Source organism: Cyanobium sp. BA20m-p-22, from assembly GCF_024346275.1.
GTDB lineage: Bacteria > Cyanobacteriota > Cyanobacteriia > PCC-6307 > Cyanobiaceae > Cyanobium_A.
The window spans coordinates 1-13,427 of the sequence record NZ_JAGQCQ010000067.1; the positions used below are offsets into that span (position 1 = coordinate 1).

13 protein-coding genes and 1 tRNA gene are annotated in these 13,427 nt (G+C 66.5%); 7 read left to right on the forward strand and 7 right to left on the reverse strand.

Annotation, left to right across the window (positions count from 1 at the left end; genetic code table 11):
* Positions 1-171 precede the first annotated feature (171 nt).
* Positions 172-1,935, forward strand: a complete 1,764-nt coding sequence (locus tag KBZ15_RS07740; RefSeq protein ID WP_255014629.1) for a dihydroxyacetone kinase family protein — start codon at positions 172-174, stop codon at positions 1,933-1,935.
* Here KBZ15_RS07740 and KBZ15_RS07745 read toward each other — a convergent pair.
* Together KBZ15_RS07745 and mgtE are read right to left on the reverse strand one after the other, a co-directional pair.
* A complete protein-coding gene (locus KBZ15_RS07745) occupies positions 1,882-2,850 on the reverse strand; it encodes an RpoD/SigA family RNA polymerase sigma factor (protein ID WP_255014638.1) in 969 nt (322 codons plus the stop codon). The two genes, KBZ15_RS07740 and KBZ15_RS07745, sit on opposite strands and share 54 nt — an antisense overlap.
* A gap of 141 nt (positions 2,851-2,991) precedes the next feature.
* Positions 2,992-4,377, reverse strand: coding sequence for a magnesium transporter (mgtE, locus tag KBZ15_RS07750; protein WP_255014630.1), 1,386 nt, complete (start codon positions 4,375-4,377; stop codon positions 2,992-2,994).
* A gap of 86 nt (positions 4,378-4,463) precedes the next feature.
* On the opposite strand from mgtE, the gene KBZ15_RS07755 reads away from it, so the two are divergent.
* Positions 4,464-4,937, forward strand: coding sequence for a glutathione peroxidase (locus KBZ15_RS07755; protein WP_255014631.1), 474 nt, complete (start codon positions 4,464-4,466; stop codon positions 4,935-4,937).
* Between the two features lie 7 nt (positions 4,938-4,944).
* On the opposite strand, the gene KBZ15_RS07760 is transcribed toward KBZ15_RS07755, so the two are convergent.
* Together KBZ15_RS07760 and gyrB are read right to left on the reverse strand one after the other, a co-directional pair.
* Positions 4,945-5,301 carry an SH3 domain-containing protein gene (locus tag KBZ15_RS07760; protein WP_255014632.1) on the reverse strand — a complete coding sequence of 119 codons (357 nt, stop codon included), beginning with the start codon at positions 5,299-5,301 and terminating at the stop codon, positions 4,945-4,947.
* 4 nt (positions 5,302-5,305) lie between these two features.
* Positions 5,306-7,264: a DNA topoisomerase (ATP-hydrolyzing) subunit B gene (gyrB, locus tag KBZ15_RS07765; protein ID WP_255014633.1), complete on the reverse strand. Its 1,959-nt coding sequence runs from the start codon at positions 7,262-7,264 to the stop codon at positions 5,306-5,308.
* Positions 7,265-7,403: 139 nt separating this feature from the next.
* Between gyrB and miaA the strand changes: the two genes are divergently transcribed.
* The 3 genes from miaA to KBZ15_RS07780 all read left to right on the forward strand — a co-directional run bounded on the left by miaA (position 7,404) and on the right by KBZ15_RS07780 (position 10,170).
* Complete coding sequence (gene miaA / locus KBZ15_RS07770) at positions 7,404-8,312, forward strand: tRNA (adenosine(37)-N6)-dimethylallyltransferase MiaA (protein WP_255014634.1); 909 nt, start codon at positions 7,404-7,406, stop codon at positions 8,310-8,312.
* A gap of 35 nt (positions 8,313-8,347) precedes the next feature.
* Positions 8,348-8,917, forward strand: a complete 570-nt coding sequence (gene infC / locus KBZ15_RS07775) for a translation initiation factor IF-3 (RefSeq protein WP_254931032.1) — start codon at positions 8,348-8,350, stop codon at positions 8,915-8,917.
* A 263-nt stretch (positions 8,918-9,180) separates the two neighbouring features.
* Positions 9,181-10,170: a GntR family transcriptional regulator gene (locus KBZ15_RS07780; protein WP_254931031.1), complete on the forward strand. Its 990-nt coding sequence runs from the start codon at positions 9,181-9,183 to the stop codon at positions 10,168-10,170.
* A 47-nt stretch (positions 10,171-10,217) separates the two neighbouring features.
* Here KBZ15_RS07780 and KBZ15_RS07785 read toward each other — a convergent pair.
* Positions 10,218-10,289 (reverse strand) — tRNA-Gly (locus KBZ15_RS07785).
* A 21-nt stretch (positions 10,290-10,310) separates the two neighbouring features.
* Between KBZ15_RS07785 and cysE the strand changes: the two genes are divergently transcribed.
* The gene (cysE, locus tag KBZ15_RS07790) at positions 10,311-11,132 is read left to right on the forward strand and encodes a serine O-acetyltransferase (RefSeq protein ID WP_255014639.1); all 822 of its coding nucleotides are present in this window, start codon (positions 10,311-10,313) and stop codon (positions 11,130-11,132) included.
* Here cysE and KBZ15_RS07795 read toward each other — a convergent pair.
* Both KBZ15_RS07795 and KBZ15_RS07800 read right to left on the reverse strand, forming a co-directional pair.
* Positions 11,122-11,349, reverse strand: a complete 228-nt coding sequence (locus KBZ15_RS07795; protein WP_255014635.1) for a type II toxin-antitoxin system VapC family toxin — start codon at positions 11,347-11,349, stop codon at positions 11,122-11,124. The two genes, cysE and KBZ15_RS07795, sit on opposite strands and share 11 nt — an antisense overlap.
* 16 nt (positions 11,350-11,365) lie before the next feature.
* Positions 11,366-11,722: a type II toxin-antitoxin system VapB family antitoxin gene (locus KBZ15_RS07800; RefSeq protein WP_255014636.1), complete on the reverse strand. Its 357-nt coding sequence runs from the start codon at positions 11,720-11,722 to the stop codon at positions 11,366-11,368.
* Positions 11,723-11,749: 27 nt separating this feature from the next.
* Here KBZ15_RS07800 and KBZ15_RS07805 point away from each other — a divergent pair, with 27 nt between their 5' ends.
* A complete protein-coding gene (locus KBZ15_RS07805) occupies positions 11,750-13,120 on the forward strand; it encodes an ATP-binding protein (protein WP_255014637.1) in 1,371 nt (456 codons plus the stop codon).
* Positions 13,121-13,427 lie beyond the last annotated feature (307 nt).

Consider the following 13,427-nt stretch of genomic DNA (forward strand, 5'->3'; position numbering starts at 1 on the left):
CCATCAGACCGCCCGCAGCGATCTGCAGAAGCTGGCATCCCGGGGGCTGCTACTTCCGGGCAAGGATGGACGGCGAGAAATCTTTCGGGTGCCGGAGGATCTGTCGGCGCGGCTGGACGACCTTCCAGCGCCCCATTCTTTTGGGGCCCAATAGCTGAATAACCTTGGGCCATGGGCTACTTACCGACCGATCCCGCCAACTTCGCCAGTGAGGCCATCGACGGCTTCGCGGCGGCCTACCCCAGGCATGTGCGCCGCATTGATGGCGGGGTGATGCGGCTGGCCCCGATTCCCAGCGGCCAGGTGGGTGTCGTGGTGGGCGGCGGGTCCGGCCACTATCCGGCCTTTGCCGGCCTGGTGGGCCGGGGCCTGGCCGCCGGGGCCGTGTGCGGCAACATCTTTGCCTCGCCCTCGGCCGGCCAGGTGGTGCGGGTGGGATCGGCCGTGGAACGCGGCGCGGGCCTGCTGCTGACCTTCGGCAACTACGCCGGAGATGTGCTGCACTTCACGCTCGGAGCTGAGCGACTGCGCCGCCAGGGGATCGACGTGCGCATCGTGACCGTCACCGATGACATCGCCAGCGGCCCCATCGACCAGCAGGAGTTGCGGCGCGGCATCGCCGGCGGCCTGGCGGTGTACAAGGTGGCCGGCGCCGCCGCCGAAGCCGGCCTGCCCCTCGATGAGGTGGAACGGCTCGCCCGCAAGGCCAACGGGCGCACCCGCACGTTGGGCGTCGCCTTCAGTGGCTGCACCCTTCCGGGAGCAGACCAGCCGTTGTTTGAGGTCCCCAGCGGCCGCATGGCCATCGGCATGGGGCTCCACGGCGAGCCCGGCCTGAGCGAGGGGCCCCTCACCGAGGCCAGCACCCTGGCGGCGCTGCTCGTGGAGCGGCTGCTGGCCGAACGGCCGGCGGATGTGCCCGAAGACCAGCAACGGCTGGTGGTTCTGCTGAACGGGCTGGGCTGCTTCAAGTACGAAGAGCTGTTCGTGCTCTTCGGGGCGGTGAACCGGGAGCTGCAGGGCAAGGGTGTGGTGATGGCCGACTGTGAATGCGGCGAACTGGTCACCAGCCTCGACATGGCCGGGGTGTCGCTCAGCTTCTTCTGGCTGGATGGGGAGCTGGAGGGCTTCTGGAACGCCGCCGCCGACAGCGCCGCCTACCGGCGCGGCCAGCTGGCCGCCGAGTCGGATGGCCCCCAGCCGCGGCCGACCCAACGGCCCGAGCCGGAACTCCCCTCTGAGCCCCCTACACAGCCCGCTCCCCTGACGCCCGTGCAGCAGGAGCTGCTGGCGCGGTTCAAAGCCGTGGAGGAGGAACTGCAGGAGCGGGTCGAGGAACTCGGGGAGCTCGATGCCGTGGCCGGCGATGGGGACCATGGCCTGGGGATGCTGCGGGGCATTCGGGGAGCCCGGGAGAGCGCCATCGGCGCCTGCGGGCGCGGGTGCGGCCCCGGGGAGGTGCTGATGGAAGCGGGCGAGGCCTGGTCAAACCACGGTGGCGGCACCTCCGGAGCCCTGTGGGGCGGTGCCCTGCTGGCGGCTGGCCAATCCCTGGCCGAGGCGAGGGAGATCGGGCCCAACGACGTAGCCGCAGCATTTGGGGCCGCCCTGCAGGCCGTGATCGACCTGGGCCAGGCGGCACCGGGCGACAAAACCATGCTGGATGCCCTCCAGCCCTTCTGCCTGCGGATCAGGGCTGACCTGGAGGCGGGCCTGGATCTGGCTCAGGCCCTGCAGAACGCCGCAAACACCAGCCTGGCGGCAGCCACCGCCACCGCGGATCTGCTGCCGCAGCGGGGGCGGGCCCGCCCCCATGGCCAGCGCAGCCTGGGCCATCCGGACCCAGGGGCCATGTCGATGGCCTACTGCCTGCTGGCAGCCTCAGCCGGCTACGTAGGCCTCCACGGCGTCGCTGATCCGGCGCAGGCCAGCTAGGCCGTCGCGCTCGAGGTTGCGCACCCGGTCGCGGCTGATGCCGAGGATTCGGCCAATGCCGGTGAGGCTCATGGGCTCGCCGCCCTCGGGATTGTCGGCGCAGGGGATGCCGTAGCGCATTTTCAGCACCCGGCCCTGCAGCTCCGGCAGCTGCTCCAGCAGGGCCCGCAGGTCGCCCTTGAGGCACTCCCCATCCACCCTCTCCTCGGGCAGTTCGCCATCGCCCGCCAGCAGGTCGATCAGTTCGGTGTCATCGCCGTCGCCCACCTTGGTCTCCAGGCTCACCGGTTGGCGTGCCCGGCAGAGCAGGTCTTTGACCTCCTCCTCCGGCAGCTCCACCGCTTCGGCCAGCTCGGTCACCGTCGGGGTGCGACCCAGCAGCTGGCTCAGCTCCCGCTGGCCCTTCTTGAGCTTGTTGAGGGTTTCGGTGATGTGGATCGGCAGCCGGATCGTGCGGCTCTTCTCGGCAATCGCCCGGGTGATCCCCTGGCGAATCCACCAGTAGGCATAGGTTGAAAACTTGTAGCCCCGGGTGGGATCGAACTTCTCGACGCCCCGCACCAGGCCGATCGTGCCCTCCTGGATCAAATCCAGCAGCTCCATGTTGCGGCGGGTGTACTTCTTGGCCACGCTCACCACCAGCCGCAGGTTGGCCGCCACCATCCGCTCCTTGGCCCGGCGGCCCGCCTGCAACCGCTTCTTGAGCAGGGGTGCACTCAGACCGGCAGCCTGGGCCAGCTCGGCCTGGCTGGGCTTGGCGCCCAGGCGGCTTTCCAGCTCCAGTTCCAGCTCCTCGAGGGCGACCAACTCCTGCACCTGACGGCCCAGGGTGATCTCCTGCTCGTGGCTCAGCAGCGGCACCCGGCCGATGTCACGCAGGTAGCTGCGCACCAGGTCGCCATCTACCTGGGGCATGGACCGGGCGGGTTTGTCCGCGGGGGCGCTGCCCGTAGGGGCAGCGGCAGGGGCGGCGGTAGCGACGACCACGGCGACACGGCTTTGAAGATGTGTAAAGCCTAACCTAAAGAAGTGTGAACGTCTCTCAGAAAACTCGGGTCAGGCTGGAGACGCCACCCGCAGCAGCAGCCAGGAGGCCAACTGCAGGTAGATGAACACCCCGGCCACATCGGTGATGGTGGCGATGAACGGGGCCGACATCAGGGCCGGATCCAGGCCCAGGCGATCAAACAGCAGGGGCAGGGCGGCTCCGGCAGTGGCGGCCAGGGTGGTGATCACCACCAGGCTGAGGCCGGCGGCCGTGGCCACGCCCCAGCTGCCGGCCACATAGGCGGCCCAGGGCACCACCGCCAGCACCATCAGCAGGCCCAGCAGCGCCCCGGCCACCGCTTCTCGCCAGATCGCCCGCCAGGCCCCCATCGCCTGCAGCCGCTGGGTGCTCAGGCCGCGGATCACCACGGTGGAGCTCTGGGCACCGACGTTGCCGCCGGTGCCGATCAACAGGGGAATGAAGGCGGCCAGCACCACCACCTGCTTGAGCACCAACTCCTGGGAGGCGATCACGGCCGAGGTGCCGCTGTTGGCGACCAGCAGCACCAGCAGCCACACCACCCGGCGGCGGGCCACGGTGAACAGGTTGCTCTGGAAGTAGTCGTCTTCGTCGCCGGCCTGCACGGCGCCGGCGGCGTAGAGGTCGCGGGTGGCCTCCTGCTCGATCACGTCAATCACGTCGTCCACGGTGACGATCCCCACCAGCCGCTGCTCCCGATCGACCACCGGCACGGCCAGGAAGTCGTAGCGCTGGATGGCGCGGGCCACCTCCTGCTGGTTGGTGTCGGTGTCCACGCTCACCACCTCGCGGGTCATCACATCGCCGATGCGGGCCTCCGGATCGGCCGTCACCAGATCCCGCAGCGAGAGGATGCCGGTGAGGTGGCGGGAGCCGTCGGTGACGTAGAGGGAATAGATGGTTTCGGTGTCGCGGGCGCGGCGGCGCACGATCGCCAGGGCCTGGGCAGCGCTGTGGAACTCCTTGAGGTCAACGAATTCGGTGGTCATCAGCCGGCCCGCCGTCTCCGCCTCATAGCCCAGTAGTTGGGCTGTAATCCGCCGCTCCGCCGGGCTGAGTTCGGCCAGCAGGCGCCGCACCACCTTGGCCGGCAATTCATCAAAAAGCCGCACCCGGTCATCGGGGGACATCTCCTCCACCAGCTCCAGCACCTCGCCGGAGCGCAACCGCTCCAGCAGGGTCTGCTGCACCGCCGCATCGAGGTATTCGTAGACCTCAATGGCCTCATCCTTGGGCAGCAGCCGGAAGGCCAGGGCCTGCAGGGTGCGCGGCAGGCTGCCGATCGCCTCGGCCGCATCCACCTCCTGCACGGGGCCGAGCAGCAACTTGGCACCGTCGTAGTTGCCAGCCTCCAGCAGGGATTCCAGCTGCTGGGCGACCACCTCAGCCACCTGTATCCCGTTGGCCTCGCCCATGGCCCCGAGACGCCGCAGTGCTGAGTTTATGGGTCCTGCCCGCCGGAGGCTCGCTAGGGTCCGATTACTCCGATACCCCAGCACCGATGACGATCTCAGTGAGCAAGGTGACCGTGCGCGACGCCAAAGGCGGCGAACGCAGCCTCGGGGAATGGGCCGGGAAGGTGCTGCTGATCGTCAATGTGGCCAGCCGCTGCGGCTTCACCCGCCAATACGCCGGCCTGCAGAAGCTGGAGGACAGCTATGGAGCCCAGGGTTTTGCCGTGCTCGGTTTCCCCTGCAACGACTTCGGCGCCCAGGAGCCGGGCAGCCTGACCGAGATCGAGCAGTTCTGCTCCACCACCTATGGCGCCAATTTCACCCTGTTTGACAAGGTGACCATGGCCGAAGAGCCCTACACCAGCCTCAGCCAGGCCGAACCTGCCGGGGCGGTGGCCTGGAACTTCGAGAAGTTTCTGATCGGCAAGGACGGCGCCGTGCTGGCCCGCTTCAAGAGCAACGTGGAGCCCGATTCAGCTGAACTGAAGGCCGCCATCGAAGCTGCCCTGGCGGCTGCCTGAGCCCCCTTCAGGATTCGGCCTCAATCAACCAGCCCCGGCGGGAGCCGCCGAGGGCCAAAGCCCCCGCCAGGCCAGGCGCCAACTCCACCTGGAGCCAGCTTTGCCCGCCGGCCTCACACCAGCGCCGCAGCGGGCGCAGGGCCTCGCCGGAGGCGGCGATGGCGATCACGGGCGCCTGGCGCCTCGGTGAGCAGCGCAGGGCAACTGTTGCTGCAGCGGTGAGGGGCTCGCTGGCACGCTGACGTCGCCGCAGCTCCGGCACCCGCAGTTCAGCACCACCGGCAGGCAAACAGGCAGGGCCTAACAGGGCAAAGCCCAGCAGCATCAGGGCGCGCAGGCTGGCCAGCGACGGGAGACTTGCCAAAATTTCAAATATCCAGCTGGGCTAAATCGAGGGTGGCGCTATGGGCCTCGATGAATTCCCGCCGCGGGGCCACCTTGTCGCCCATCAGGATCGTGAAGATGCGATCGGCCTCCAGGGCATCCTCAATCTCAACGCGCTTCATCATGCGGGTGGAGGGATCCATTGTGGTTTCCCAGAGCTGCTTGGGCATCATTTCGCCCAGGCCCTTGAAGCGCTGGATCGTGTAGTTGGCCTTCTCCCCAAAGGATTCGATTGTCTTTTTAAGGTCGGTTTCGTTGTAGCAATAAGTGTGGTTCTTACCCCGCTCTACCTTATAAAGCGGCGGGCAGGCGATGTAGATATAGCCACCCTCCACCAAGGCCCTCTGGTAACGGAAGAAGAAGGTGAGGATCAAGGTGCGGATGTGGGCGCCATCCACATCGGCGTCGGTCATGATCACGATCCGGTGGTAGCGAAGATTCTTCTCGTCAAAGTCTTCGCCCTTGATGCCCAGGCCAAGCCCGGTTATCAGGGCCTGGATCTCGGTGTTCTTATAGATCTTGGCGTCATCGGTTTTCTCAATGTTGAGAATTTTGCCGCGCAGGGGCAGGATCGCCTGAAAGCGCCGGTCCCGGCCCTGCTTGGCAGAGCCGCCAGCAGAATCGCCCTCAACGATGTAGATCTCCGATTCAGCCGGATCGCGGGAACTGCAATCGGCGAGCTTGCCGGGCAGGGTGGAGCTCTCGAGCACGCTCTTGCGGCGCACCAGCTCCCGGGCCCGGCGGGCCGCCTCGGCAGCATTGAAGGCCTGAATCGCCTTTTCGAGGATCAGGTCAATCACCCCTGGGTTGAATTCCAGATATTCGCCCAGGGCTTCCCCCACCAGGGTGTCGACGATGCCGCGCACCTCGGTATTGCCGAGTTTGGTTTTGGTCTGCCCCTCGAATTCCGGATCAGGCACCTTCACCGAGAGCACGGCGGTCAGGCCCTCGCGGATATTTTCCCCGGCCAGGTTGCTATCGGCGTCTTTGCGCTTGCCGCGCTTTTTGGCGAAGGTGTTGAGGGTGCGGGTGAGCACCGTTTTGAGGCCCTCGATGTGGGTGCCGCCATCGACGGTGCGGATGTTGTTGGCAAACCCCAGGATGCTGTCGGAGTAGGCATCCACACACCACTGCAGGGCGGCTTCCACCTGCACGCCATCCTTCTCGCGGTTGACGTAAATGATTTCGGGATGGAGCGGATCTTTCCCAGCGTTCATATAGGCGACGTATTCCTTGATGCCGCCTTCGTAAATATAAATATCTTCGTGGGGCTCGCCAGCGGCATTGCGGGCGGCGGCGCGGTCGTCGCGGAAGACTATCCGCACTCCGCCGTTGAGGTAGGCCAGCTCCCGCAGGCGAGAAGAGAGGGTCTGGTAGTCGAATTCGATGCCGGTGGAGAAAATCTGGATATCCGGCTTGAAGCACAGGGAGGTGCCGGTGCGGCCCTCCTCACCAGGGGCCGATTTGAGGATGCCGATCGGCTCGCCACGCTCGAAGCGCTGGGTGTGCACCTGGTCTTGCCGGTGGACCGTGACCTCCACCCACTCGGAGAGGGCGTTGACCACCGACACGCCCACCCCGTGCAGGCCACCAGACACCTTGTAACCGCCGGAGCCGAACTTGCCGCCGGCGTGCAACACGGTGAGCACCGTCTCCAGGGCGCTCTTGCCGGTGCGGGGATGGATGTCGGTGGGGATGCCGCGGCCGTTGTCGGTGACGGCGCAGGAGCCGTCGTCGTTGAGCACCACCAGGATCTGGTCGCAGTGGCCCGCCAGGGCCTCATCGACGGCGTTGTCGACCACCTCGTACACCAGGTGATGCAGGCCCCTGGGGCCGGTGGAGCCGATGTACATGCCCGGCCGCTTGCGCACCGGCTCCAGCCCCTCGAGAACCTGGATCTGCTCGGCCCCATAGGCGGCCTGAACTTTGCTGGTGTCGCTCATGCAGGAAGGTCTCCCCAGGGATTCGGCACAGGACGGAGAAATCCCGGGGCAAGTAAGACGCAAACGGGCTCAGAAGCCCTTTACGAGGCTCAATTTACCACCGCCAACCCGGCTGGACACCCCCTGCCAAGGTATGGCCATGGCCCCCAACCAGCCGCTGGTGATTGTGTTGCTCGGCCCCACGGCCAGCGGCAAGACCGACCTGGCGATCGCCCTGGCAAGGGCCCTGGATCTGGCGGTGCTGAACGTGGATTCGCGCCAGCTCTACCGCCAGATGGATGTGGGCACCGCCAAGCCCACCGCCGCCCAGCGGGCCCAGGCCCGCCACGAGCTGCTGGATCTGCGCGATCCAGACCAACCGCTCAACCTGCAGGAATTCCGTGCCATCGCCGAGGCCCAGCTCAACGCCGAACTGGCCCGCAAGCCCCTGGCGCTCTTGGCGGGGGGCAGCGGCCTCTACCTGCAGGCAATCACCCAGGGGATGAATCCCCCCGCCGTGCCGCCCCAACCCCAGCTGCGCGCCCAGCTGGCAGCCCTCGGCCAGCCCCTCTGCCACCAGCTGCTGCGCCAGGGCGACCCGGTGGCCGCCGGTCGCATCGCCGCCGCCGATGCGGTGCGCACCCAGCGGGCCCTGGAGGTGCTCTATGCCACGGGCAGGCCCCTCTCCGAGCAGCAGGGGGCCACGCCGCCGCCCTGGCGGCTGCTCGAGCTGGGCCTGAATCCAGCCAACCTGGAGGCGCGCATCGCCGAGCGCACCAGGGCCCTATACGGGCAGGGATTGGTGGCTGAAACCGAAGCCCTGATCGGGCGCTACGGGCCGGAGCTGCCCCTGCTCGACACAATCGGCTACGCCGAAGCCCGCCAGCTCCTGGCGGGCACTCTCACCGAAGCGGAGGCCGGGGCCCTCACCCAGCAGCGCACCCGCCAATTCGCCAAAAGACAGCGCACCTGGTTCCGCCGCCGCCACCGGCCCTGCTGGCTGGCGGGCGAAGGTGAGACGGCCCTGCTCGTGCAAGCCCTGCGGGAGGTCGAGCGCGGTCTAGGGTGAAGCGTTAGCGATTTCGCGATCCTTCACACCCCTGAATGCCTCCACGTCCCCGTTTTGACCGCCGTGCTCCCGTGCGGGAGCTGCCCAATATCAACGATCGCATCAGCTACCCCAACCTGAGGGTGGTGGATGCCGATGGCAGTCAACTGGGGGTGATCAGCCGCGAAGCGGCCCTGGAGGTGGCAAAAGACCGGGAGCTGGATCTGGTGTTGGTGAGCGAGAAGGCAGATCCGCCGGTGTGCCGGATCATGGATTACGGCAAATATAAGTTTGAGCAGGAGAAGAAGGCCAAGGAGGCCAAGAAGAAGTCACACCAAACCGAAGTTAAAGAGGTGAAGATGCGCTACAAGATCGACTCCCACGACTACCAGGTGCGAATCGGTCAGGCCCAACGCTTTCTCAAGGACGGCGACAAGGTCAAGTGCACCGTGATTTTCCGCGGCCGCGAAATCCAGCACACCGCCCTGGCCGAGGTGTTGCTGATGCGGATGGCCAAAGATCTGGAAAACAACGCCGAGGTGCAGCAGCCCCCCAAACGGGAAGGGCGCAACATGATCATGTTCCTCAGCCCCCGCAAGACCGCCGCCCCGAAGGCTGCGGGCTGATGACTTTGCCCGCCTAGGGCGTTTGGGCAAACAGCTCCCTCACCAATGTGCAGGGGCGGTGCGGCAGAAGATCGCCAGGCGCACAGCTGGGGAGAGAGGTGCTGTGGGGAGTGTTAGGGAGTTTGTACAGCTGTACAACTTCCTGGAGCGTCGCGCCACACACCGCGACTGCCACCGCACCCCAGGCACAACCGGCTGGAGGCATTGTCCCCTGGACTGGGGCTCCGTAAGGTGGCCAGTAGCCCAATTGGCTGAACCCCGGCGTGCGATTCCACATCCAGCAGGAAAGCGATATTCCGGCATCAACGCAGCTCTACAACCAGATCTGCTTCGCCATTGCGGCCCGCCACTACCCACCGGGGCATCGATTGCCGAGCACGCGGCAGCTGGCCATGCAGACAGGCCTGCACCGCAACACGATCAGCAAGGTCTACCGCCAGCTGGAAAACGACGGCGTGGTGGAAGCGATGGCAGGCTCGGGCATCTACGTGCGCGACCAGCAGAAACCCCGGGAGATCAAGCCCCTGGTCGGGCCCCGCGGCCGGGCCCTGCCGGATATCGACCGCCAGGTGCGCCAGAGCGTCGACGAGCTGCTCAATGGAGGCTGCACCCTGCAGCAGACCCGCGACCTACTCACCCGCGAGATTGACTGGCGGCTGCGCTGCGGCGCCCGGGTGCTGGTCAGCACCCCCCAGGAAGACCTGGGCGCCTCCCACCTGATCGCCGAGGAGCTCACTCCCAACCTGGAGGTGCCCGTGGAGGTGGTGCCGATGGAGGAGCTGGCCGCCGTGTTGACCGAATCCAACAACGGCACGGTGGTGACCAGCCGCTACTTCCTCCAGCCGGTGGAGGCGATCGCCAAGCTCCATGGGGTGCGGGCGGTGGCGGTGGATCTCAACGATTTCCGCCAGGAGCTCGACCTGCTCAAGGAGCTGCGCCAGGGCAGCTGCGTGGGCCTGGTGAGCATCAGCCCGGGCATCCTGCGCGCCGCCGAGGTGATCCTGCACAGCATGCGCGGCAATGACCTGCTGGTGATGACCGCCAACCCCGACACGGGCAGTCGCCTGCTGGCCCTGCTACGGGCCGCCAGCCACGTGCTCTGCGACCGCCCCAGCCTGCCGCTGGTGGAGCAGAGCCTGCGCCAAAACCGGGCCCAGCTGATTCGGATGCCCATTGTTCACTGCGCCCAGAGCTACCTGGGCAGCGCCACCATCGATGCCCTGCGCAAGGAAATCGGGCTGCTGGCGGGGTGAGGCGCCCTGACCTGAATCAACTGACCAGAATCAACTGGCCTGAATTAAGCGGATGAAGAGATTCGAACTCTCGACCCTCTCCTTGGCAAGGAGATGCTCTACCACTGAGCTACATCCGCGACCGTCGAACGGGTCGACGGATTGATCATGCCCGAAGGGGTACCCCACGGTCAAACCCCCACCGGCTCCGGCAGGATGGCGCCATGCTCAAGGCACTGCAGGCCGACCTGGCGATCATCAAACAGCGCGATCCGGCGGCCCGCGGCACGCTGGAAATCCTGCTCTGCTACCCGGGCCTGCACGCCCTGACGCTGCATCGCTTCAGCCATTGGCTGTGGGGCAGCCAACTGCCCCTGCTGCCCCTGCTGGCGCGGCTGCTCAGCCAGCTTGGGCGCCTGGTGACCGGCATCGAGATCCACCCGGGGGCCCGGATCGGCCATGGCGTGTTCATCGACCACGGCATGGGCGTGGTGGTGGGTGAAACGGCGGTGATTGGCAACCGCTGCCTCCTGTATCAGGGCGTCACCCTGGGCGGCACCGGCAAGGCCCACGGCAAGCGCCACCCCAGCCTGGAGGAGAACGTGGTGGTGGGGGCCGGCGCCAAGGTGCTGGGGGCGATCACCGTGGGCACCAACACCCGCATCGGCGCCGGCTCGGTGCTGCTGCGCGACGTGGCGGCCGACAGCACGGTGGTGGGCATCCCCGGCCGGGTGATCCACCAGAGCGGCGTGCGCATCGACCCCCTGGCCCACTCGGCCCTGCCGGACACGGAGGCGAATGTGATCCGCAACCTGATGGAGCGCATCGACGTGCTGGAAACCGAGCTGACCCGCACCCAGGCCTGCCTGCGGGAGCTGGCGGCCGGCCGACCCGTGCTGGAAGCCTGCACGGGAGCCGCCCAAAACCTCAAAGACCGCGAAATCCTGGAGTTTCTCGGCGACAACCCCGGGATTACCAGCTGAGGGCGACCTTCACCTCAGTACGGGAAAAGTCGTCGCCCTTGAACAGCAGCGGCAGGTCGAGGGCCATGGCCAGGCCATAACTGAAGCAATCGCCCAGGTTGAGGGCCGCCCGATGGCGACCCTTGCCGTAGTGGCGCCAGCCGTGGAGGGCCCAGTGCACATGCAATGTGTCGAGCGGAAGCGACTTGATCTCCGCTCGGCCCAAGAGCAAGTCCAACTCAGGAGGCCCTGCCTCACCGAGCGTAAAGGGCATCCTGCAATTCCTTGCTGGTGCGCTGGTCGGGCCAACGCAGATTGCTGAAGCGCCCCAACAAGTCCAGTAACTGCTGCAATTTGGCATCCTGCAGCTTCAGCGCAGACGGCTCTGGACTTCTCTCCAGTTCGGCCGCAAGCGCACGACGTACGGCATCGGTCACGGTGGTGCCACGCCGCGCCGCCAGCTCACGGGCCATGGCATGCACCTGCGGATCCTTGATGTTCATGCCCATCGCCACTAACGCCCCCACAAGGAGCCGGGTAGAAATCAACCCTAATTTTACCCAGACTCCTGTTCCAGCCAAAATGGAGACCACCACCTTGTCGCCATTCACGACAAGGTCCGGAGCTAACTTGTCGCCATGGACGACAAGTTGCCTGCACCACTGCCTGCACCCCTGCGCGATCTGCTGCGCCAGAAGCTGGTGGATAGCTGGCAGCAGGCCCTGCCTCGACTGACGCGGCGTGATACCTGGATCCCCAGGATCCCCGGCAAAACTCTGGCCGTCATCGGCATGCGCCGCAGCGGCAAAACGTCGCTGCTGTGGCAGGAGGTGGCCCGGCGGCTGGAGGCGGGGGCGGAGCGCAGCTGGCTGCCGATGCTGTCGCTGGAAGACGAGCGACTGCTGATCCACAGCCCAGGCGTGGAGCTGCTCGACCAGCTTCTCGAGACCTATTTCCAGCTCCAGCCCCAGGCTCGGCAAGTGGGAGCGCAGCGGGGCTGCCTGTTTCTCGATGAGATCCAACGCATTCCCGGCTGGGAAGGATTTGTGCGGCGGGTGATGGACAGCGAACCGATCGACGTGGTGGTGAGTGGCTCGTCGGCGGAGATGCTCTCCAGCGAGATCGCCAGCAACCTGCGGGGGCGCGCAGTGGAGGCGGTGGTGTACCCCTTCAGCTTCCGCGAGAGCCTGCGCCACTTGGGCCTCGAGCCGCAGCAACCCAGCACGCACTGGAGCAGCGCCGAGCGCTCCCGGCTGGCCCACCAACTGGAGCTCTACCTGCACTGCGGCGGCTTCCCCGAGGTGCAGGGGCTGGAGGAGCGCAGCCGCCAGCAGCTGCTGGGCAGCTATGTGGACAGCACCGTGCTTCGCGATGTGATCGAGCGCCACGCCATCCGCCAGCCCCTGGCGCTGCAGTGGCTGGTGCGGCAGCTGCTCAGCAACGGCGGCGGCGGCTTCAGCCTCAACAAGCTGCATGGGGCCCTGAAAAGCCAGGGCCTGGCGATCGGCCGCGAGCACCTGGCTGAGCTGGTGCTGCATCTGGAGAGCGCCTTCCTGATCCGCTGCGTCGGAGTGGTGGGGGGGTCGTTGCGGCGCCAGATGGCCCTACCCCGCAAGGTCTATCCGATCGATCCTGGCCTGCTATCGCTCTATGAGCTGGAGGGCCGCAGTAACCGGGGGCATGCGCTGGAAACGGTGGTGCTGCTGGAGTTGCAGCGGCGGGGAGCGGAGGTGGGCTACCTACGCACAAGCAGCGGCTTTGAGGTGGATTTCCACGCCCGCTTCCCCGATGGTCGGCGCGAACTGATCCAGGTATGCGCCGACCTAGCTGATCCAGCCACGCGGCAGCGGGAGCTGCGGGCACTGCTGGAAGCCCTGCAGGAACCCCCAGGCCATGGGGCCCAGGCACGCCTGATCACCCTGGACAGCAAAGCAGTGCCCTCCAGCAACGCAGAGCCCTCCAGCAAAGCAGTGGCCTGGAGCAACGCGGTGGCCTGGCTGCTGGAGTGAGCTGAATCAGCCAAAGTGCTGCCCGCTAAGCACCTAGTCCGTGCGGACTAAATCTTGTTGGGGTCAATTCCACTAGCGCCCGCCTACCTAATTGGCGCCTTGCAATGCCCTGCCCCACCGCGATCCCCTGGATTCGGCCCTGCAGGCCTGACGCGCCAGATCGGCTCAGTAAGCTGGCAGGAGCTCCATTCGGCTCGCATCAATGCTCAAGCTCCTGCTGGGTGATCCCAATGCCCGCAAGCTGAAGCGCTACCAGCCGATCGTTTCCGACATCAACCTGCTCGAGGAGGAGATCGCCCCCCTCTCC